This is a genomic window from Nesterenkonia pannonica (genome assembly GCF_019575955.1).
GTDB classification, from domain to species: domain Bacteria; phylum Actinomycetota; class Actinomycetes; order Actinomycetales; family Micrococcaceae; genus Nesterenkonia; species Nesterenkonia pannonica.
The window spans coordinates 2,507,014-2,528,178 of sequence record NZ_CP080575.1 but is presented as its reverse complement, the minus strand read 5'-3'; the positions used below and the strand labels follow the sequence as shown (position 1 = coordinate 2,528,178).

The following is a 21,165-nucleotide window of genomic DNA, read 5'->3' as shown; positions in this document are numbered from 1 at the left end:
CATGGCTATCGGTATCAAGGGCAAGTCAAAGTCCGCTGCCCGCGGTTTACGCCACCTGCGCCTGCGCAAGAAGGTATCCGGCACCGCCGAGCGTCCGCGCCTGGTGGTCAACCGCTCCTCGCGCCACATGGTCGCCCAGGTCGTCAACGACGTGGAGTCCCACACCGTGGTCTCCGCCAACACCATGGAGGCGGACCTTCGGAGCTTCGACGGCGACAAGACCGCCAAGGCCAAGCGCGTTGGTGAGCTGATCGCTGAGCGAGCCAAGGCTGCTTAAGATCGAAGCCGTGGTCTTCGACCGCGGCGGCAACAAGTACCACGGACGTGTCGCAGCAGTTGCTGACGGTGCACGGGAAGGTGGGCTGGAGCTGTGAGCGAGAACACCAACGAGAAGGACGCACAGGTGACTGAGGCCAACGAGACCACGGAGGCCGCTGTCCAGCAGCAGCCCCAGTCCGAGAACACCCAGAACCAGAGCCGAGGCGAACGTTCAGGCGGCCGCGACGGCGGTCGGGGCGGACGCGGCGGTGGACGTGACGGAGGTCGCGGAGGACGCGGCGGCCGTGACGACGACCGGGACAAGTTCCTCGAGCGCGTCGTCACCATCAACCGAGTCTCCAAAGTGGTCAAGGGCGGTCGTCGCTTCAGCTTCACTGCACTTGTCGTTGTCGGAGACGGCGAAGGCATGGTCGGCGTCGGCTACGGGAAGGCGAAAGAGGTCCCCGCAGCCATCCAGAAGGGCGTTGAGGAGGCCAAGAAGAGCTTCTTCCGCGTGCCGCGCGTCGGCTCGACCATTCCTCACCTGGTCAAGGGTGAGGACGCTGCGGGCGTCGTGCTGCTCCGTCCTGCTTCCGCCGGTACCGGTGTGATTGCAGGCGGTCCGGTTCGTGCAGTGCTCGAGTGCGCCGGCATCCACGACGTTCTGACCAAGTCCATGGGCTCGGTGAACGCGATCAACATCGTCCACGGAACCATTGACGCTCTGAAGCAGCTCGAAGAGCCTGAGGCAGTGGCAGCGCGCCGCGGCAAGTCCTCGACGAAGTTGCTCCTGCGCGGATGGTCAAGACCATGCAGGCGGACCGCGAGGCCCGCGCGCAGAAGGCAGGTGCATAGAGATGGCACAGAAGGTCCAGCACAGCACAGCACCGGACTTCAAACCCTCCGATGCGCAGCTGAAGGTCACTCAGATCAAGTCCACCATCGGTGCCAAGTTTACCACCGCGAGACCGTCCGGTCCCTCGGCCTGAAGCGGATCCACCACACGGTGGTTCGACAGGCCGACCCGGCCACCGTGGGCATGCTCAACGCGGTCAAGCACCTCGTCAAGGTTGAGGAGACCAACTAATGGCAGAGAACACCCCTGCAGAGGGCGATGTGCTCAAGCTGCACGACCTGAAGCCAGCCCCGGATCCCGCAAGGCGCGCACGCGCGTCGGCCGCGGTGAAGCATCGAAGGGCAAGACTGCTGGTCGAGGCACTAAGGGCACCAAGGCCCGGTATCAAGTACGCCCCGGCTTCGAGGGTGGGCAGCTCCCGCTGCACATGCGCCTCCCGAAGCTGCGTGGGTTCAAGAACCCCTTCCGCGTGGAGTACTCCCCGGTCAACGTGGGCAAGCTTGCAGAAGCTTTCCCCGAGGGCGGCAGCGTCACCGCCGCCGACCTCATCAGCAAAGGCCTTGCACGCAAGGGCCAGCCGGTGAAGGTTCTCGGCTCCGGAGAGATCTCATCGGCTCTCACAGTGAAGGCCCACGCCTTCTCTGCGTCCGCCGAGCAGAAGATCACCGCAGCTGGAGGGTCCGTCGAGACCTCGCGGTGAAGGGCTCTCCGAAGCCCGAGTGAAGATCGACTTGACGTGAGACGAGCCCCTGGGGCCTCAGCAGAGGCCGCAGGGGGCCGTTCGCGTTAGGATGGCAGACTGTGTGGTCGCCTGACCATTAGAGGAGGACGCTTGTTCAGCGCAATAGCCAGGGTGTTCCAATCGCCCGACCTGCGCACGAAGATCCTGTTTACGCTCGGGATCATCGTGATCTACCGCATCGGCGCATTCATCCCGGCCCCGGGGTTGACTACGCCGGGGTGCAGCGGTGCCTCGCGCTGGGCAACGCCGAGGGCGGCCTTTACAACTTCGTGAACATGTTCTCGGGCGGGGCCATGCTCCAGCTCTCCGTCTTCGCGCTGGGAGTCATGCCGTACATCACGGCAGCCATCATCGTGCAGCTGCTCCGCGTGGTCATACCGCGCTTCGAGTCCCTCCAGCGTGAGGGTGCCCAGGGGCAGGCCAAGCTGACTCAGTACACGCGATACCTCACTCTCGCCCTCGCACTGATGAACGCGACCGTCCTCGTGACCATGGCCCGCACCGGAAGCCTGCTGGGGTGCGAAGGCGAATGGATCATGCCCGACCAGTCCATGTTCATCATCCTGCTGATGATCCTCACGCTTGTCACAGGCGTCGCCCTGATTATGTGGCTCGGCGAGCAGATCACCGAGCGAGGTGTCGGCAACGGCATGTCCATCCTCATCTTTGTGGCCATCGCAGCTAAGCTTCCCCGGCTCAATGCAGGAGATCTGGGCAGTTCAGGGCTGGCGAGTGTTCACCGTCGTCTGTGTGATCGGACTTCTCCTGGTGGCAGCCATCGTCTTCGTCGAGCAGTCCCAACGCCGAGTTCCCGTCCAGTACGCAAAGAAGCAGATGGGGCGCCGGACCGTCGGAGGCTCGTCCACCTACATCCCCATCAAGGTCAACATGGCGGGCGTCATCCCCGTGATCTTCTCCTCCTCGGTGCTGATGCTCCCCAGCGTGTGGATGCAGTTCAACCAGTAGGCGGCGGGCGAAGACGTCGGCCCCGTGTACGAGCTGGTGGCTCAGTACTTCGGAAGCGGTGACCACCCGCTGTACATGGCCGCATTCTTCTTGGCCACCGTCGGCTTCACATACTTCTACGTGTCGATCACGTTCAACCCCAACGAGGTGGCCGAGAACATGCGCAAGTACGGCGGCTTCATCCCCGGCGTGCGCGCTAAGCAAAGCCACCGAGTCGTACCTCGCATACGTCATCAGCCGAATCACGTTCCCCGGCGCGCTCTATCTCGGGTTCATCGCTCTGATCCCGCTGATCGCATTCGTGCTGATCGGGGCCGACCAGAACTTCCCGTTCGGCGGCACGTCCATTCTGATTATGGTCGGCGTCGGTCTGAACACCGTGAAGCAGATCAATGCACAGCTTGAGCAGCACAACTACGAAGGGCTTCTGCGATGACACGCATGCTGATCGTCGGACCACCCGGTGCTTAAGCAAGGGACTCAGTCCAAGAAGATCTCTGAGGAGCTCGGCATCGTCGCCATCTCCACAGGCGACATCTTCCGCGAGAACATCAAGGGAGGCACTGCGCTGGGCCAGGAGGCGCAGCGCTATGTCGAGGCCGGGAATCTCGTGCCCGACTCGCTGACCAACCGGCTGGTCGAAGACAGGCTTGCGTGGGAGGACGCGGCTGATGGCTTCCTGCTGGACGGCTACCCCGCAACCTCACTCAGGTCGAAGCGTTCGACGGGATCCTCGCCCGCCTCGGAGCCCGTCTCGACGTGGTCCTAGAGCTGGTGGCGGACAAGGAGGAGCTCGTCTCGCGACTGTCCAACCGCGCAGAGATGGAGGGGCGTCGGGACGACACCGAAGACGTCATCCGGCATCGTCTGGAGGTCTTCGAGTCGGAGACTGCCCCCATGATCGCGGAGTACTCCACGCGGGGCGTGCTGAGGCAGGTCGACGGCCTCGGAGGCGTCGACGAGGTCAACGCCCGCATCATGAAAGAGCTCCCTGAGCATGTTCAACCGGTCGCGCGTAGAGCTCAAGACGCCGGAGCAGCTCCGGCATATGGATGCTGCGGGCACCATCCTCTGCGAGGCACTCGATGCCACGATCGAGCACGCCGCGCCAGGGGTCACCACCGGAGAGCTCAACCGCGTCTTCGCCGACGTGGTCGCGTCTCACGGAGCGAAGCCGAACTTTCTCAACTACCACGGGTTCCCAGGCTGGATCTGCACCTCCGTCAACGAAGAGGTGGTGCACGGGATCCCTGGCGATCGTCTGCTCGAACAGGGTGACGTTCTCAAGGTGGACGGCGGGTGCATCGTCGAAGGCTGGCATTCGGACTCCGCCCGCACTGTCATTCTCGGCTCCGCCTCCCAAGGAACGGCAGACCCCGAGGACGAACGGCTCTCCCGGATCACCAGGGGCGCCCTCTGGGCTTAAGCATCGCGGCCTTCGCCGAGGCCAAGCACGTCGGCGAGGTGGGAGAGGCCGTCGAAGACTACGTCAGGTCGAACGGCGGCTCCGACCTGGGAATCCTGGAGGACTACGTAGGACACGGAATCGGCTCGGCCATGCATATGGCGCCCGACGTGTTCAACTACTCGACCGGCATGAAGGGCGCCCGGATCAGGCCGGGCATGGCTGTGGCCATCGAGCCCATGCTGGTCCGCGGAAGCATCGACACGAAGGTGCTGGACGACGACTGGACAGTCGTGACGACCGATCGGTCCCGCTCGAGCCAGTGGGAGCACTCCGTGTGCCGTCACGAGGACGGCGTATGGGTCCTCACCGCCCCGACGGCGGAGCCGCAGATCTGGCCCCGTACGGGGTCTCTCCAGCAGCCATCCGGTGACGCGCGCGGCCGAACTGGCGCGGCGGCCTTGACTCCGGTACGATCGTCTGTTGGTTGTCTCTGCGGTCATTCGCGCCCAGAGGCTCTGAAGCAGAAATCCAGATCCTTCCTTCCAATCACCTGTCGGGCCAGCGTGGCCGACAGGCCGGGCGGAGAAGGATCGCGACCGGTGTGGAGCGTATGGGGAAAAAGAAGGCGTCATCGAAGTAGAGGGCTCAGTCGTTGAGGCTCTGCCCAATGCCATGTTCCGAGTGAGACTGGAGAACGAGCACGTGGTGCTTGCGACCATCTCGGGCAAGATGCGCCAGCACTACATCCGTATCCTCCCTGAGGACAGGGTCGTCGTAGAGATGAGTCCCTATGACCTCAACCGCGGCCGCATCGTCTACCGCTACAAGTAAACCAAGACAGAGGTATAGCCATGAAGGTGAAGCCGAGCGTCAAGCCGATCTGCTCCGAATGCAAGCTGATCCGCCGCAAGGGCGTGGTCCGCGTGATCTGCAAGAACGCACGCCACAAGCAGCGCCAGGGCTGAGGCCCAGCGCACCACAGCTCAATACACAGAACAGCAGTGCGGCTCGCGAATGAGCTGGCGAGCACACCTCCGGTTGCCGAAGGCCGGAGACCCGCTGAGAGCCTCACCTCCGAGGCCGGGCCCCTGGGCCCCTGCGGGGAGCGCTGCTGAAGACCTTCGGACGAACTAAGGAGGACTGACCAGATGGCACGTCTGGCAGGAGTCGACATCCCCGATGCGAAGCGCTCGGTGATCGGACTCACCTACATCTACGGCGTGGGCCGAACCCGCGCCGCCGAGGCTCTCGAGGCCACCGGCATTGACCCCAACTCTCGCGTGAAGGACCTGACGGACGACCAGCTCGTCCAGCTGCGCGACTACATCGAAGCCAACTTCACCGTCGAAGGCGATCTGCGCCGTGAGGTCTCAGCAGACATCCGCCGCAAGGTTGAGATCGGCTCCTACGCGGGCATTCGCCACCGTCGCGGCCTGCCCGTCCGTGGTCAGAAGACAAAGACCAACGCGCGTACCCGCAAGGGCGCGAAGAAGACCGTCGCAGGCAAGAAGAAGTAGTTCAGCAGGAGAATCATGCCCCCAAGACTCGAGCCGCCGCGCGCGCCGCGCCGCCGCGCATCAAAGAACATCACCCAGGGTCAGGCTCACATCAAGTCGACCTTCAACAACACCATCGTCTCCATCACCGACTCCACCGGTGCTGTGGTCTCCTGGGCCTCGTCGGGCGAGGTGGGCTTCAAAGGCTCACGCAAGTCCACGCCCTTCGCCGCGCAGATGGCCGCCGAGCAGGCTGCCAAGCGGGCGCAGGAGCACGGAATGAAGAAGGTTGACGTCTTCGTCAAGGGCCCGGGATCCGGTCGCGAGACTGCGATCCGGTCGCTTCAGGCTGCAGGCCTTGAGGTCGGATCGATCTCCGACGTCACGCCTTCGGCCCACAACGGCTGCCGCCCCGAAGCGCCGTCGCGTCTGACGCTTCTTCGCTCCGCCACAGCATCGACGCGCCCAGCGACGTCGTGCGCAATACATGAAGTTCCCCGACGAAAACAGTGTGCGTCAAATAGCGGACGCACGCGGATAAGGAACCGCAAGTGCTCATTGCACAGCGCCCCACGCTGACAGAAGAAGTCGTCAACGAAACCCGCGCCCGCTTCACCATCGAGCCCCTCGAGCCCGGCTTCGGCTACACCCTCGGCAACTCGCTGCGCAGGACCCTCCTCTCCTCCATTCCGGGCGCCGCAGTCACCAGCGTCCGGATCGACGGCGTGCTGCACGAGTTCAGCACGATCTCGGGCGCGAAGGAGGACGTCACCGAGATGGTCCTCAACGTGAAGAAGCTCTCGGTGTCCTCGGAGCACGACGAGCCGGTCGTCGCCTACCTGCGCAAAGAGGGACCTGGTGCGGTCACCGCGGCAGACATCACCCCCGGCAGGAGTGGAGTTCCACAACCCAGATCTCCAGCTGCTGACGCTCAACGAGCACGGCAAGCTGGACCTGGAGCTGACCATCGAGCGTGGACGCGGCTACGTCTCCGCTGCGATGAACAAGCTCGAGGACTCAGAGATCGGCCGGATCCCCGTGGACTCCATCTACTCGCCCGTCGTGAAGGTCAGCTACAAGGTCGAAGCCACCCGTGTGGAGCAGCGCACCGACTTCGACAAGCTGACGATCGACGTCGAGACCAAGCCGTCGATGGACCCGCGCGACGCGCTGGCCTCGGCTTACTCCACACTCGTGGAGCTGTTCGGCCTGGCCAAGGAGCTGAACTTCTCGGCTGAGGGCATCGAGATCGGGCCTTCGCCCACCGACGCTGCCCTGGCTGCGGATATGGCTCTGCCGATTGAGGACCTGGAGCTCACCGTGCGCTCCTACAACTGCCTCAAGCGTGAGGGCATCCACACCATCGGTGAGCTCACGGCACGCTCCGAGGCCGACCTCATGGACATCCGCAACTTCGGTGCGAAGTCCATCGATGAGGTCAAGGAGAAGCTCGTGGAGTACAACCTCCAGCTGAAGGACTCGCCTGAGGGCTTCGATCCCACGGCCGCGCGTTTCGCCGCTGAAGAGGAAGAGTACGACGACGAGGATCCTCAGTTCTCCAACTGAGGCTCCGCACAGATTCGGCTCGCCTCGCAGGGTGAGCGTGTAACCAAGGAGTAGGACAATGCCAACCCCCACTAAGGGACCTCGTCTGGGCGGAGGCCCAGCGCACGAGAAGATCATGCTGGCCAACCTCTCGGCCCAGCTGTTCGAGAATCGCTCGATCACCACGACGGTGACCAAGGCCAAGCGCCTGCGCCCGTACGCTGAGCGTCTGATCACCCTCGCCAAGAAGGGCGACCTTGCTGCACGCCGCAAGGTGGTCGGCCAGATCAGCGCGAAGAACGCCACCAACCAGGGCATCGTGCACGAGCTGTTCACCGTCATTGCGCCGGCGATGGCTGAGCGCGAAGGCGGCTACACCCGCATCACCAAGATCGGCAACCGCAAGGGCGACAACGCCCCCATGGCTGTCATCGAGCTTGTGATGGAGCCCGTGAGCCCCAAGCAGCAGGTCGTCCGCGACGCAGAGGCCGCTGCGGCGTCCGCTGCTCCCGCTGAGGAAGAGGCTCCGCAGGAGCAGGCTGCTGACGAGGCAGTCCAGACGGAGGCGTCCGACGCCGCCGTTGCTGAGGCGCCCGCCGACACCGAGTCTGACGAAGCAGCAGCTGAGGCTGCCGCCGAGGAGACTCCGGAGGAGGACAAGTAAGTCCCCGTCCCTCATCAGAAATGCCCCGAGCCCTTAGGGCCGGGGGCATTTCTGTATCGTTCTCAGTATGCCCCGACTGCGCCTGGACCTCGCCTACGACGGCAACGCGTACCACGGGTGGGCCGCCCAACCCGGCCTTCCCACCGTCGAAGGAGCACTGCGGGAGGCGCTTGCCACCGTCGTCCGACGGCCAGTCCCAGTGACCGTCGCAGGACGGACGGATGCCGGGGTGCACGCCCGCGGACAGGTGGTGCACCTGGATCTGAGCGAGGAGGAGTTCGAGGCGCTCGGCCGCGGACGGGACATCAGCCCCGTCGACGCTATGCACCGACGACTGTCGGGGGTTCTGGGCCGTGAGGATGGGGCACTGGTGCTCCATGCGGTGCGTGAGGCGCCGGCAGACTTCGACGCGCGCTTCTCCGCTCTCAGCCGCACCTACTCCTACCGCATGGCAGACCAGCAGATCCGATGGGACCCCTCAGCCGCCGGAGCACGGCCTGGGTGCGCAGCGCACTCGATGAGACGCTGATGGACCTCGAGGCGATGAGCGTCCTGGGACTCCACAACTTCGGCAGCTTCTGCAAGCCGAGGGACCGCAGCACCACAGTCCGGGAGCTTCAGGAATTTAGGATCCGAAGGGGAGAGGACGGGGTGCTGAGCGTGCGCATCACAGCCGATGCCTTCTGCCACCACATGGTCCGGGCACTCGTCGGCGCCTGCATCGAGGTGGGGAGGGTCGACGAGAGCCTGGGTGGCTGACAGCCAGGCTGGGCCGGGCGTCCTGGGATCAGGACGTGCGCCTCGCCCCGCCTCACGGGCTCGTGCTCGACTCGGTTCAGTATCCCCAGGACGCTCACCTGAGGGCGCGGGCTCGTCAGACGCGGGCCCTGCGAGAGGCCTCGTGAGACCTGCATCACCACGTGCGGGGAATGCGAGGACCTGGGCCGATGAGCCTGCAGGCAAATATGTTGCATAGCGCGATATATGTGGGCAGAATCGACGCGGTTTTGCCCGACACGACGGAAATGAGTCAACGATGACCACCAACACAGATGGCCCTGAGGCGTCGCTCGGCGGCGCCGTCGCATGGGTTGTCTTAGTCGCTGCATTCGGCGGCTTCCTCTTCGGATTCGACACCGCTGTCATCAACGGCGCCGTAGGGCCGATCGCTGAGGAGTTCGACCTCAACCCGTTCATGCAGGGCTTCAGCGTCTCCAGCGCGCTGCTCGGCTGTGTGCTCGGCGCCTTCGCCGGAGGGACGATCTCCGACCGTGTGGGACGCCAGAAGGCGATGCTCATCGCCGCCTCGCTGTTCTTCGTCTCAGCGATCGGAACCGCCCTGGTCTTCAGCGTCTACGACCTCATTCTGTGGCGCGTGGTCGGCGGCATCGGCGTCGGCATGGCGTCCGTCATCGCCCCGGCCTACATCGCCGAAGTCTCACCCGCCAACTGGCGCGGCCGACTCGGCTCGCTCTTCCAGCTGGCCATCGTGACCGGCATCTTCATGGCCGCCTTCTCCAACTGGATCTTCGCCGAGGCTGCCGGAGGGGCCTCGAGCGAGCTCTGGTTCGGACTGGATGCGTGGCGATGGATGTTCCTGTCGGAGGCTGCCCCCGCCCTCATCTACGGGCTTCTTGCCCTCTCCGTTCCGGAGTCGCCTCGGTACTTGGTCTCTCGCGGCCGCGACAAGGAGGCTGCGAAGGTCCTGGAGGACGTCGTCGGCATCCGAGGGCAGAGCTACGTGGCCAACAAGATCACCGAAATCCGCGAGACGATCAACCTCGAAGCTCGCCAGAAGCTCAAGGACCTCTTCGTCGGCGGTAAGCTGATGCCCATTGTCTGGGTCGGCATCGGGCTGGCAGTCTTCCAGCAGTTCGTCGGCATCAATGTCATCTTCTACTACTCCACGACGCTCTGGCAGGCCGTGGGCATCGAAGAGGACCAGGCGATGCTGGTGCAGGTGATCACCACCAGCCTCAACATCCTTGCCACGATCATCGGCATCCTCATCGTCGACAAGGTGGGCCGCCGCATTCCGCTGGCCATCGGCTCCGCCGTCATGGCCGTCGGCTTGGGCATGATGGCCATCTCCTTCTCCTTCGCAGAGGTCGTCGGAGACGCGGGTGAGGACGGCGGCGTCATGCTGCCAGAGCCGTGGAATATCATCGCGCTGATCTCGGCGAATGTCTTCGTCGTAGGCTTCGGTGCGACGTGGGGCCCGTTCATGTGGCTGATGCTGGGCGAGATGTTCCCCAACCGAGTGCGAGCGGTGGCGCTCGGTGTGGCGTCCGCCTTCAACTGGGGCTCCAACTTCCTGGTGTCCTCGCTCTTCCCTCCATGGCCGAGCTCTCGCTGGTCTTCGCCTACGGCTTCTACGCGATCAGTGCGCTCGTCTCGCTGTTCTTCGTGCTGAAGTTCGTCCCCGAGACCAAGAACCGGGAGATCGAAGACATGCGCGAGGGCGCCTACTCCAAGGCCTGAGCCAGAGCGTCGACGAACCCGGGAAGTCCCTGCCGCGCTGAAGGATGCGCTGCAGGGACTTCCTGTCTCCGAAGACCTCCACCAGCTGCTCGAAGATGGTCTGAAACGCATCCCGCTCGGCTTCGCTGAATGCCACCAGGGCCACGGCCTGAATCCGCTGGTCGCCCCACGGCAGCCCGCCCTCCGCGATCCCGAAGGAGATCGCCGTCCTCGTGGAGGTCATATCCATGGCATGAGGAACGGCGAATGAGTCGGTGAACGCTGTTGAGGACATCTGTTCGCGAGCAACGGAGGCATCGACGTAGGAGGCGTCGATGATGCCGCGCTCCACCAGAGGCTCGCCGAGCATTCGGATGGCCTCCTCCTCGGTGGAGGCCTCCAACGGTCGGAAGAACGCGTCGGGGCTGAAATACCGCCGCAGCTTGGTGCGCAGCTCGGCCAGACGCCGCGTGCGCCGAACACGGGCCACCGCCGCCGCCACCCGCTCCACATCGTTCTGCGTGAGGAACGGCGCCAGCGTGACAGTTCTCTCATTCGGCGACGGAGGCGGGACGGTGCTCAGGATGAGGTCCGTGTCGAAGGAGCTCCAGTCCGGATCGATGCCAGTCTCCACACTGACCACATCGACGGAGGAGCCCAGCGTCTCGTCGATTCTGGATCGGAGCAGCTCGTTCAGGTCGTAGTATCCGGGGCTGACGATCGTTGCGGTGATCGTCGTCTCGGCACGGCGCTCAGCCTCCAGCCGTCCTCCCACATGCATGGCGAGGTAGCCGATCTCGTCATCAGGCAGGTGAAAGTCGAGACTCTCTGAGATGTCCGACGCGAGGGCGACGGCAATCTCGAAGACCATGGGGTACGAAGCCTTCAGAGACTGGGTCATCGGATTCCGGGACCAGGCCTGCTGCTGCGCCCGCAGCCGCAGATTCTGCACGTGCAGGGAGAGCCGCCGGGTGAATGCCGGATCTTCGAGGTCGACCATGTAGCAGCGGGACACGCGGCCCACCGCGGCGGAGACGACCTCCTCCACGTGCGGATCTGCGCGGACCGTCTCCGATCCTGCCGGCGCCACGACGCGCGTCAGCGTCAGCGAGGCCAGATGTTCGAGGTCGCTGGGGCCGAGGTCGCTCGAGAGATGCTCAGAGCACAGGTCACGCAGGAGGTCCACCACCCGGCTCATGTCTTCTCGCCCCTCGAAGGAGTCCCCGGGCTCCGCATCTGCTGGTGCTGACGGCTCGAGCGGGCGTCCCTGGGCCGCGCGGTCTGAGGCGATCGCCGCGTGGAGGGCTGCGTCGGCGCAGGCGAACTCGTTGACGTAGTAGCCCATGTCTCTGAGCCGCGCACCGAGGGCGCGGCTCAGCGGGCCCAAGGCAGTGGCGTCGATGCTCCGCAGCGCTGCCGCTCGCCGCATCGAGCTCACATCGAAGCCTTCCTGGTCCATCTCTTCATGGACCAGTGACGAGATCAGCCGCCGCTGGGCCGCCTCGCTCCCGGAGAGGACGGCGCGGGGTCCTACCCGCTCCAGGCGCAGATCCCGGCCGAGCACCAGAGCGCGTACTCGCTGCAGGTCTGCCTCGATGGTCGCTTCGCTCAGATGCAGGCGCGCAGCGGTGCGCGTCAGGTCGACGCCGGAGGGCGCATCCAGCAGTGCGCTGATGAGGGCGCGAGCCCGAGCGTCGGGCGACGCCTCAGACCGTTCAGGACGCAGGCGGCTGAGGGTGGGGGCGTCAGCTCGGTAGCCGTCGGGCCCGGATTCCACCGCGGGAGCCGCAGACTCATCCTCCGGGACCGTCTCGGAGGAGATGTGCGCTGCGGAGGCGCGTGAGTTGATCTGGGAGATGTAGCTGCGGACGCTGCGCGGAGTGACCCCGAGCGCGTCGGCGAGGTATGCGGCGGTGAGCCATCCCTCCTCCTTCAGAAGCAGAGAGATCAGCTGATCCTGCCGGCGGGTGCTCACGCCTGCATCTTCCCACAGACGTTTCAGCGGACTTTCCGCATGGGCGGAAAAAGCATGCCCCGTCACCCTATAGAGATGTGTGCTGCATCACGGGAGAATGGAGGCTCAGAGCAATGGACGAAGCGAGCAGGACGAGCAGCAGAAGGCAGATCAATGAAGATCCTGGTGGTGTGCGGCGCAGGCGCGTCCAGCACGTTCATCGCGCAGCGCCTCAATCGTGCCCTGGAGCACGAAGGGCTGGCGCACACGGCGAAGCCAGGAGCCCAGTCTTCACTGCTGTTCGAGCTGGAGCTCGCCGACGCCGTGCTCCTCGGACCGCATCTGGCAGACCTCGCAGAGGATGTCCGCGGTCTCTCCGAGCCTCGGAGCGTGCCTGTGGGCGTGCTGCCGGACAGCATCGGCTCAGACCTCGACGGCAGTGCGGCCCTGTCCGTGCTGCGTGAGCTCATCAGCGGGGCGGACGATCCCTCCGCTCGACCCAGATGAGATCCCACCTCCTACGAAAGGCCCTTCAGATGTCCGCATCGCGCACCGTCACCGTCGCCTCCTCCAACGGCCTCCACGCCCGGTAAGCGAAGATGTTCGTCTCCGCAGCGCAGGAGACCGGCATCCCTGTGACCATCACCAAAGGTGAGAAGACCGTCAACGCGGCGAGCATTCTCACCGTCCTCTCCCTCGGAGTGGAGAAGGGCGACGAGGTGGTCCTCACCGCTGAGGGCGAGGGTGCCGAAGAGGCACTGGACACCCTCGAGCAGCTGCTCGTCACCGACCACGACGAGGCCTGATCATGACCCCCGCGGGATCCAGCGCCGGACTTCTGATCGGCACGGGCATCGGGCAGGGCATCGCCCGGGGCCCGGTGGCACGCATGTCCCTCCGCCTAGCCGCCCCTGTGGCCGAGAGGTCCTCCTCGCCCCCGAGGAGGAGACGGCCAGAGTCGCTGAGGCCATCAGGGTCGTCGCCGCCGACTTGGCCGCCCGCGGCGAGCAGGCCGGAGGAGAGGCGCAGGAGGTCCTCGAAGCCCAGGCCATGATGGCCCAGGACCCGTCCTCGCCGAGGCCGTGGAGGCCAAGGCGGCCGAAGGGTACCGCGCCGAGTGGGCCGTCCACAGCGCGTTCGAGGAGTTCGCCGAGATGCTCAAGGGCCTCGGCGGCTACCTGGGGAGCGAGCAGCGGATCTCAACGACGTCTCACAGCGGGTCATCGCCCACCTGCGCGGGCTTCCCGCACCGGGGTCCCGGATCCTGGGCATCCCTTCGTGCTGGTGGCCCGAGACCTTGCGCTAAGCCGACACTGCGCTGCTGGATCTCGACAAGGTCCTTGCGCTCGTCACAGTGGAGGGCGGCCCCACATCTCACACCGCCATCCTCGCTCGCAGCGCCGGCATCACCGCCGTGGTCGGCGCGCGCGGCGCCGCGGCTCTCGCGGAGGGACAGGAGGTCATCGTCGACGCCGCCTCCTCGCAGGTCATCGCGGACCCCGGCCCCGAGCAGCTGGCCGAGGCGGAGCGCCGCATCGAACAGCGCTCTGCGGTGCAGGCTGCGCCCGTCACTCCCGGAACGCTCGCCGACGGCACACCGGTGCCGCTGCTGGCCAACCTCGGAAGCCCCGACGGCGCACAGCACGCGGTGGAGCTGGGAGCCGAAGGCGTGGGCCTGTTCCGCACCGAGTTCCTCTTCCTCTCCTCCGATCGGGCGCCCTCCGTCGAGGACCAGACTGCGGCGTACACCGAGCTGCTGAAGGCGTTCCCCGGCAAGAAGGTGGTCGTCCGCGTGCTCGACGCCAGCGCCGATAAGCCCCTGCCGTTCCTCACCAACGACGAGGAGGAGAACCCGGCTCTCGGCCTGCGCGGCATTCGTGCCCTGCTGGCGAAGCAGGAGATCCTGGAGGATCAGCTGACTGCCCTCGCTCGTGCTGAGGCAGCCGCTGAGGCCGACGTCTGGGTGATGGCACCGATGGTCTCCACCGTGGAGGAGGCGGAGCAGTTCACCGAGCTGGCGTCCGCCCACGGCCTGAAGACCTCCGGCGTGATGGTGGAGGTGCCCTCCTCAGCCCTGCTGGCTGAGCCGATTCTGCAGCGCACGGGCTTCGCCTCCATCGGCACCAATGACCTCACCCAGTACGCCATGGCTGCGGACCGTCTCCTGGGGTCTGTGGCGTCCCTGCAGGACCCGTGGCACCCGGCTGTGCTGCGTCTGATCCGTGAGGTCGGCGCGGCCGGGCAGGTCACCTCAAAGCCCGTGGGCGTCTGCGGCGAGGCCGCCGCGGACCCGCTGCTCGCCGTCGTCCTGGTGGGACTGGGCGCCACCACTCTCTCCATGGCGCCTGCGGCTCTGGCCGAGGTGCGCTACGAACTGTCCCAGCACACTGCTGACTCCGCCCGCGCAGCCGCTGCGGCTGCGCTGGGCGCCACCAGCGCCGCTGCGGCCCGCGAGGCCGCACGCGAGGCGCTGGCCACACAGCACGCTCAATAACCGCACACGCAGAACAACACGAGAGGGCACGCGATGTCGACGACGTCAGCTGCCGCAGAGCAAGAGACCCAGAAGCAGCCCGGCGCGCTCCGGGTCGGCGTCCAGAAGGTCGGCTCCTTCATGTCCGGGATGATCATGCCTATCATTCCGGCACTCATCGCCTGGGGTTTGGTGACTGCCTTCTTCATCGACGTGGGATGGACGCCGAACGAGGCTCTTGCATCCATCGTCGGGCCGATGATCCATTACCTGCTCCCGATTCTGATTGCCGTCCAGGGCGGGAAGATGGTGTACGACATGCGAGGGCGGTCGTCGGCGCTGTTGCTACCTTCGGTGTCATCGCTGGCTCGGATTGGCTCATACACCTGCTCAACGAAGAGTTGGCTGCTGGTCAGGACCCCTTGGATGAGATCCACATGTTTATCGGCGCCATGATCATGGGGCCGCTTGCCGCCTGGGTGATGAAGCAGCTCGACAGGCTCTGGGAAGGCAAGGTCAGGGTAGCTTCGAGATGTTGGTCAACATGTTCTCGGCCTAAGCATCACCGGATTCGGCATGGCAATCGCCGGGTTCTACCTCCTGGCACCTGTCATCAACGGTCTGATGAGCGTGCTGGAATCCATGGTGAGCTGGCTGATCGACAACGGCCTTCTTCCGGTGGCTTCGTTGGTCATCGAGCCCGCCAAAGTCTTCTTCCTGAACAACGCGATCAACCATGGTGTGCTGACGCCCTTAGGCAGCGCCGAGGCGGCACGTGAGGGCAGCTCGGTTCTCTTCCTGCTGGAAGCAAACCCGGGTCCGGGTCTCGGTGTGCTCCTGGCGTTCACTGTCTTCGGGGTCGGTGCGGCGCGGGCAACTGCCCCCGGCGCGCTCATCATTCACTTCTTCGGCGGCATCCACGAGGTCTACTTCCCTACGTGCTGATGAAGCCTGCTCTTCTGCTGGCGGTGGTTGCTGGCGGAGCGACAGGAGTGGGCACAAATGTGCTGTTCGACACGGGTCTTGTCGGCCCTGCGGCGCCAGGGTCCATCTTTGCTGTCCTCGGGATGACGGCGCAGGGCAGTCATATCGGCGTCGTTCTTTCCGTAGTGCTCTCCGCTTCCGTGTCGTTTGCAGTTGCTGCAATGATTCTGCTGGCAAGCCGTCGGCGGGACCTCGAAGGAGACGATGAGTTCACCTCTGCCATCGCCAGAACGGAGACGGCTAAGGGCAAGAAGTCTGAGCACCTGAGCGGCCTCGCCGCTTACTCAGGAAGTGTCCCCGCGGCTGCCTCCGCGAAGATACAGACCATCTACTTCGCCTGCGACGCCGGTATGGGCTCCTCCGCGATGGGTGCTTCCGTCCTCCGAAAGAAGATCAAAGAGGCCAGCATCGTCGGTGTGTCCGTCTCCAATAAGGCGGTGGCGAACCTTCCGGGCGATGCCGACCTCGTCATCACCCAGCAGCAGCTGACCGACCGTGCCCGAGGCCAGGAGCCCGAGGCCATCCACGTGTCCGTAGACAACTTCATGAACGCTCCTGAGTACGACGAAGTGGTGGAGCTGGTGAGGAGCAGCCGCGAGGGCGAAGCAACCACCACTGCAGGAGCGGCAGCACCCGGAGCCGCTGAGGAGGGTGACGGCGGCGTGGTGACCGAGTCAGCAGTCCTGACACCGGCACGCGTCACCATCGTCTCCGGCTCGGCAACTCAGGAGCAGGCCCTCGAGCAGGCCAGCGAGATCCTCGTCTCCGCAGGCGCGGTGACCGGCGACTACCTGCAGGCCATGCGCGACCGCGAAGCCACCGTCTCCACCTTCATGGGCAACGAGCTTGCCATTCCGCACGGAACCAACGATGCCAAGGATGCGGTCAAAGCATCCGCCCTGTCCGTCACCCGGTATGACGGCGGTGTGGACTGGTTCGGAGACCACGTCACCTTCGTCATCGGCATCGCCGGGGTGGGTGACGAGCACCTGCAGATCCTCTCCCGGATCGCAGAGCTCTTCTCCGATGAGTCACAGGTTCAGGCGCTGAAGGCGGCAGCCACTGAAGAGGAGATCTTCCGGATGCTGCAGGCCGTCAACCAGTGATGCCCCGCACCCGAGGAGAGGACCGCAGCATGAAGGCAGTTCATTTCGGCGCTGGCAACATCGGCCGAGGATTCGTGGGGCTCCTGCTCCACGAGGGCGGCTACGAGGTTGTCTTCTCCGACGTCGCGGCCGCTCTGGTCGAGACCTTGGCCGACTCCGACTCCTACACGGTGCGTGAGGTCGGCGTCGGCGGCCAGGACAGGACGGTCACCGGCTTCCGGGCCATCAGCTCCGCGGAGGACCCCGACGCGGTGGCCGCTGAGATCGCCGAGGCGGACGTCGTCACCACCGCAGTGGGCCCAAGCATCCTGAAGTTCATTGCGCCGCACATTCTCGCCGGACTGCGGGTGCGTGCGGCCGATGCCGACCCGCTGCAGGTCATGGCCTGCGAGAACGCGATCGGCGGCACCGACACGCTCCGCGGACACCTCGTGGAGCTCGCGGCGATGAATGGGACGGGCTGGGCGCGAAGGCAGTCTTCGCGAACACAGCAGTGGATCGCATCGTCCCCGGACAGCCCGCCGACGGAGGCATCGACGTCACCGTCGAGCCGTTCTACGAATGGGCCATCGAAAGTGCACCCTTCGGCGACCGGCTGCCCACCATCCCGGGCGCGCATTTCGTGGAGGATCTGGGCCCATACATCGAGCGGAAGCTCTTTACGGTCAACACCGGGCACGCGACGGCCGCGTACCTGGGCCGACGGGCAGGCCACAGCATGATCGCGGAGGCCCTCGCGGACACGGACGTCGCCTCAGGGGTCGCTGCGGCTCTGGAGGAGACCTCCGCGCTGCTGAGCGCCAAGCACGGCTTCACCGCCGAGGAGATGACCGAATACCGGACCACCATTCTGGAGCGCTTCCGCAATCCTGCACTGCCGGACACCGTCGATCGTGTCGGCCGCCAGCCGCTCCGCAAACTGTCGCGCCACGAGCGCCTCATCGGCCCTGCTGGGAGGCCGCCGAACGCGGCCTCAGTGTGGACGGCCTGCTGAACGCCGTGGGGCTGCCCTGGAATTCACCGGAGATGAGGAAGCGGCCCGGCTGCACCAGCTGCTGGAGCGCATGCGCGCAGGAGATGTCTCCGCGGAGGCCGTCACCGCAGAGATCACCGGGCTGGACCCCTGCACCCCCTGTTCGACCGGGTCCGGGACGTCGTCGCCTCCCGCGTCTGAGCTCGGTCCGCCCAAGACACGTGGCGCCCCGCTCTCTGTCAGAGCGGGGCGCCACGTGTCCTTCGCCGGCAGATCAGGCTGCAGCCAGCTGCATCTCCGGCGTCTCAGCCTCGGCCGGTGCGCGGCGGGCCCACCGCTTCAGGGCGATCACACTGAGTGCGGTGACCGCGGCGCCGCAGACCACGGCAATGAGGAACAGCGGGAAGCTCTCCACGGCGAAGGGCACGAAGACACCGCCGTGGGGAGCGAACGAGGTGACTCCGAAGGCCATCGTCAGTGCACCGGTGGTCGCTCCGCCCAGCATCGAGGCAGGAAGCACGCGCAGCGGGTCCGCTGCGGCGAAGGGGATAGCGCCCTCGGAGATGAACGCGGCGCCCAGGAGCACGGCCGTCTTGCCGTTCTCCTGCTCCGCTCGAGTGAACAGTCTGCGGTCCAGGAACGTCGCGAGGGCCATGCCCAGCGGCGGCACCATTCCGGCAGCCATCACAGTCGCCATAATCATCAGCGGAGCATCGGCACCGGCGGCGACCGCCCCGACAGGCTTGGCGACGGCGAAGGAGTAGGCAACCTTGTTGACCGGTCCGCCGAGATCCACACACATCATCAGCCCGAGGATCAGTCCCAGCACGACGGCGGCGGAGCCGGTCATGCCTTCCAACCACGCCTCGAGTGCCCCGGTCAGCTCCGCAATGGGGCCGCCGAGGAAGAGAACCATGGAGCCTGCGGCCACAATGGTGGCCAGCAGCGGGATGATCACGACGGGCATGAGGTAGGCAAGCCAGCGGGGAACGTCCAGCTGCCGGAACCCTGCGGCGACCGCGTAACGAGCACACCGCCGACGATGCCGCCGATGAAGTAAGCGTCCATGCTCAGTGCGACTGCGCCTACCGTGAAGCCGGGAGCGATGCCGGGCCTGTCGGCCATGCCGTAGGCGATGTAGCTTACCAGTGCAGGCACCAGGAAGTTCATGGCGGCCCCTCCGATGACGAAGAACACGGCTCCCAGGTACCCGCCCAGGGCGCCGAAGCCGTGGAAGGGATCAGGCAGCTCAGCCTCAGAGGGAGGTTCCAGAGGGTGCTGCCGAAGGCAATGTCCTCTGCCGTGTCGGTGATGTTGTATCCGCCCAGCAGGAATCCCAGAGCAATGAGCAGTCCGTAAGCGGCGACGAAGGGGATCATGTAGCTCACGCCGGTCATGAGGACGCGCTGAGTCTTTCGCCCGAAGCTCTCCGGCTTCTCGTCCGCGGCGTGCGGGGCGGCGGCGTCGTCCGGGTCGACCGTCTGGGCCTGCGGGTCGTCGGCGGCAGCAAGGGCTTCGCGCAGCAGCGACTCCGGTTCGTTGATGCCGCGCCGCACGCGAGCGGCCACCACCGGCTTGCCTGCGAACCGCTGCTTGTCGCGGATGTCGACGTCGGCTGCGAAGATCACGGCCGAGGCTTCGGCGATGGCGCTGCGCTCCAGGGAGTGGAGCCCGAGGAGCCCTGCGTCTCCACCTGCAGCGCGATGCCGAGCCGTTCGGCGGCCTGCTTGAGCGCATCGGCGGCCATGTACGTGTGGGCAATCCCGGTGGGGCATGCCGTCACAGCAACCACGCTCTGCGAAGCGCCGGCGGAATGGGCAGGAGCTGGTGTAGGCTGCTCTGCCTGCTGGCGGGTGCGGCCTCCCAGAGCCGAATCGAGCAGCTCGACCGCGTGGTCGGGACTCTGCGCTGAGCGCAGCGAGGCGACGAAGGCGTCGTCCATCAGCGACGTGGCGAGAGTCGAGAGGATCTTCAGGTGCTCCTGGCCCGCGCTCTCAGGGACGGTGATGAAGAAGACGAGGTCCGACGGCTCGTCCGGATCGAACGCGACAGGCTGCGGCAGGCGGGCGAAGGCTACCGTGGGCTCGCTGACCGCAGCTGTCCGGCAGTGGGGTATGGCAAAGCCGCCGGGCATTCCCGTGGAGGACTGCTCCTCCCGTGCCCAGGCGGCGTCGAAGACCGCATCGGCGCTTTCGGCGCGGTTACCGCAGCGAGCCGTTCGGCCAGGGCTCGGATGACGGCGCGCGGCTCGTCCTCCGTGAGCTCATCCAGGCTGACCAGGTCAGAGGCAGTGATGGACATGGCGATTTCCTTACTTCGTGGGAGTGATGTGTTCGACGACGATGTCGAGGATTCTGAGGTCATGGGGGCGAGGCATCGTGGACCCGGGAAGGAGGCGGCCGCCCGGCCCTGCGCGGCGGCGCGCAGGAGGCGCTCCTCTGCCGTCCCGCCCCGATGGGCGGCCAGCAGGTATCCGGCCAGGGAGGCGTCGTTTACTCCGACGGTGCTGCGCACCACCAGGGGAGGACCTGACGCGGCGAGGACCGGGGCACTCGAACCCTCCTCCGGGATGAGGACGGCGCCGTGCGGACCGAGGGTCACCAGCGCAGACCGGACGCCGCGCGTCTGGAGGCGGCGAACCAGCTCGACGGCCAAGCCTCGGTCACCCTCCAGCTCGGACGCGTGCACGGCGGGTGTGGCTTCGGGGCCGATCAGGGCGCGGTGGAGCTCGAGGAGCTCCTCAGCGTTGGGCTTGATGAGGTCCGGTAAGCGGCGGCGGCGTGCGCCAGCGCGGGGCCCGAGGCGTCGACGGCGATGGCGTGCGGTGCCTCATGCGCTGCGCTGCGGAGCCGGGAGATGACATCTGCATAGAAGGTCTCAGGCACGCCTGGCGGCAGTGAGCCTGCCAGGGCTGTCCAGGAGGCGGTCCCTGCACGCCGGATCACCGCCTGGGCCAGCGCCTCCACCTGATCCTGGACGAGCGCGGGGCCGGGTTCGTTGATCTTGGTGGTGGTGCCTAGCCGGGTCGGTGATGGTGATGTTGGTGCGCAGAGCCGCGCCGATGGGCAGCGCCTCGTGGCGAACTTCGAGCTCTTCGAGGGCAAGAAGAACGGGATCGCCGGGATCCCCGGGCAGCAGCGCGAGGGAAGACTCATGCGGCTGCGGCAAGGGCACGAGTGATGTTGACGCCCTTGCCCCGGGTTCGGAGTGCTGCGCGGCGGCGCGCTGGACCTGTCCGACGGCCAGAGGGGCGGGCAGCTCCACTGTCCTGTCCAGGCTG

At 65.9% G+C, this 21,165-nt stretch carries 9 protein-coding genes and 15 pseudogenes; 20 read left to right on the top strand and 4 right to left on the bottom strand.

Annotated elements, in window-relative coordinates; genetic code table 11:
- Position 1 precedes the first annotated feature (1 nt).
- The 15 genes and pseudogenes from rplR to K0H76_RS18035 all read left to right on the top strand — a co-directional run bounded on the left by rplR (position 2) and on the right by K0H76_RS18035 (position 10,416).
- A pseudogene (gene rplR, locus K0H76_RS18105) lies at positions 2-374 on the top strand (50S ribosomal protein L18).
- Positions 371-1,113: pseudogene (gene rpsE, locus K0H76_RS18100) on the top strand (30S ribosomal protein S5). Before rplR ends, rpsE begins: the two co-directional pseudogenes overlap by 4 nt.
- The gene (rpmD, locus tag K0H76_RS18095) at positions 1,106-1,345 is read left to right on the top strand and encodes a 50S ribosomal protein L30 (RefSeq protein WP_258933895.1); all 240 of its coding nucleotides are present in this window, start codon (positions 1,106-1,108) and stop codon (positions 1,343-1,345) included. Before rpsE ends, rpmD begins: the two are co-directional and overlap by 8 nt.
- Positions 1,345-1,814: pseudogene (gene rplO / locus K0H76_RS18090) on the top strand (50S ribosomal protein L15). The gene rpmD and the pseudogene rplO overlap by 1 nt, the downstream one beginning before the upstream one ends.
- Positions 1,815-1,946: 132 nt before the next feature.
- A pseudogene (gene secY / locus K0H76_RS18085) lies at positions 1,947-3,258 on the top strand (preprotein translocase subunit SecY).
- Positions 3,255-3,803, top strand: a pseudogene (locus tag K0H76_RS18080) (adenylate kinase); the annotation flags it as partial. The pseudogenes secY and K0H76_RS18080, both read left to right, overlap by 4 nt.
- A 16-nt stretch (positions 3,804-3,819) precedes the next feature.
- A pseudogene (map, locus tag K0H76_RS18075) lies at positions 3,820-4,660 on the top strand (type I methionyl aminopeptidase).
- 200 nt (positions 4,661-4,860) lie between these two features.
- The gene (gene infA / locus K0H76_RS18070; protein WP_258935468.1) at positions 4,861-5,061 is read left to right on the top strand and encodes a translation initiation factor IF-1; all 201 of its coding nucleotides are present in this window, start codon (positions 4,861-4,863) and stop codon (positions 5,059-5,061) included.
- A gap of 20 nt (positions 5,062-5,081) precedes the next feature.
- The gene (gene rpmJ / locus K0H76_RS18065) at positions 5,082-5,195 is read left to right on the top strand and encodes a 50S ribosomal protein L36 (protein ID WP_146340988.1); all 114 of its coding nucleotides are present in this window, start codon (positions 5,082-5,084) and stop codon (positions 5,193-5,195) included.
- Between the two features lie 183 nt (positions 5,196-5,378).
- The gene (gene rpsM, locus K0H76_RS18060; RefSeq protein ID WP_146340989.1) at positions 5,379-5,747 is read left to right on the top strand and encodes a 30S ribosomal protein S13; all 369 of its coding nucleotides are present in this window, start codon (positions 5,379-5,381) and stop codon (positions 5,745-5,747) included.
- 15 nt (positions 5,748-5,762) lie between these two features.
- Positions 5,763-6,140 (top strand): annotated as a pseudogene (gene rpsK / locus K0H76_RS18055) (30S ribosomal protein S11); the annotation flags it as partial.
- A gap of 137 nt (positions 6,141-6,277) precedes the next feature.
- Positions 6,278-7,292, top strand: a pseudogene (locus K0H76_RS18050) (DNA-directed RNA polymerase subunit alpha).
- 58 nt (positions 7,293-7,350) lie between these two features.
- Positions 7,351-7,935, top strand: a complete 585-nt coding sequence (gene rplQ / locus K0H76_RS18045; protein ID WP_258933894.1) for a 50S ribosomal protein L17 — start codon at positions 7,351-7,353, stop codon at positions 7,933-7,935.
- A gap of 67 nt (positions 7,936-8,002) precedes the next feature.
- Positions 8,003-8,840 (top strand): annotated as a pseudogene (truA, locus tag K0H76_RS18040) (tRNA pseudouridine(38-40) synthase TruA).
- A gap of 131 nt (positions 8,841-8,971) precedes the next feature.
- A pseudogene (locus K0H76_RS18035) lies at positions 8,972-10,416 on the top strand (sugar porter family MFS transporter).
- Here the strand turns inward: K0H76_RS18035 and K0H76_RS18030 are convergent.
- Positions 10,316-12,370 carry a PTS sugar transporter subunit IIA gene (locus tag K0H76_RS18030; RefSeq protein ID WP_258933893.1) on the bottom strand — a complete coding sequence of 685 codons (2,055 nt, stop codon included), beginning with the start codon at positions 12,368-12,370 and terminating at the stop codon, positions 10,316-10,318. The pseudogene K0H76_RS18035 and the gene K0H76_RS18030 sit on opposite strands and share 101 nt — an antisense overlap.
- 153 nt (positions 12,371-12,523) lie before the next feature.
- Between K0H76_RS18030 and K0H76_RS18025 the strand changes: the two genes are divergently transcribed.
- The 5 genes and pseudogenes from K0H76_RS18025 to K0H76_RS18005 all read left to right on the top strand — a co-directional run.
- Positions 12,524-12,856, top strand: a complete 333-nt coding sequence (locus K0H76_RS18025) for a PTS sugar transporter (RefSeq protein WP_168198660.1) — start codon at positions 12,524-12,526, stop codon at positions 12,854-12,856.
- Positions 12,857-12,948: 92 nt separating this feature from the next.
- Positions 12,949-13,155 carry an HPr family phosphocarrier protein gene (locus K0H76_RS18020; protein ID WP_258933892.1) on the top strand — a complete coding sequence of 69 codons (207 nt, stop codon included), beginning with the start codon at positions 12,949-12,951 and terminating at the stop codon, positions 13,153-13,155.
- An 83-nt stretch (positions 13,156-13,238) separates the two neighbouring features.
- Positions 13,239-14,843, top strand: a pseudogene (ptsP, locus tag K0H76_RS18015) (phosphoenolpyruvate--protein phosphotransferase).
- Between the two features lie 33 nt (positions 14,844-14,876).
- A pseudogene (locus K0H76_RS18010) lies at positions 14,877-16,912 on the top strand (PTS mannitol transporter subunit IICBA).
- Between the two features lie 29 nt (positions 16,913-16,941).
- Positions 16,942-17,949, top strand: a pseudogene (locus K0H76_RS18005) (mannitol-1-phosphate 5-dehydrogenase); the annotation flags it as partial.
- Between the two features lie 210 nt (positions 17,950-18,159).
- On the opposite strand, the pseudogene K0H76_RS18000 reads toward K0H76_RS18005, so the two are convergent.
- The 3 genes and pseudogenes from K0H76_RS18000 to K0H76_RS17990 all read right to left on the bottom strand — a co-directional run bounded on the left by K0H76_RS18000 (position 18,160) and on the right by K0H76_RS17990 (position 20,989).
- Positions 18,160-20,186 (bottom strand): annotated as a pseudogene (locus tag K0H76_RS18000) (fructose-specific PTS transporter subunit EIIC).
- 147 nt (positions 20,187-20,333) lie between these two features.
- Positions 20,334-20,600, bottom strand: a pseudogene (locus tag K0H76_RS17995) (1-phosphofructokinase); the annotation flags it as partial.
- Positions 20,597-20,989, bottom strand: coding sequence for a hypothetical protein (locus K0H76_RS17990; RefSeq protein ID WP_258933891.1), 393 nt, complete (start codon positions 20,987-20,989; stop codon positions 20,597-20,599). The gene K0H76_RS17990 and the pseudogene K0H76_RS17995, both read right to left, overlap by 4 nt.
- Between the last annotated feature and the right edge of the window lie 176 nt (positions 20,990-21,165).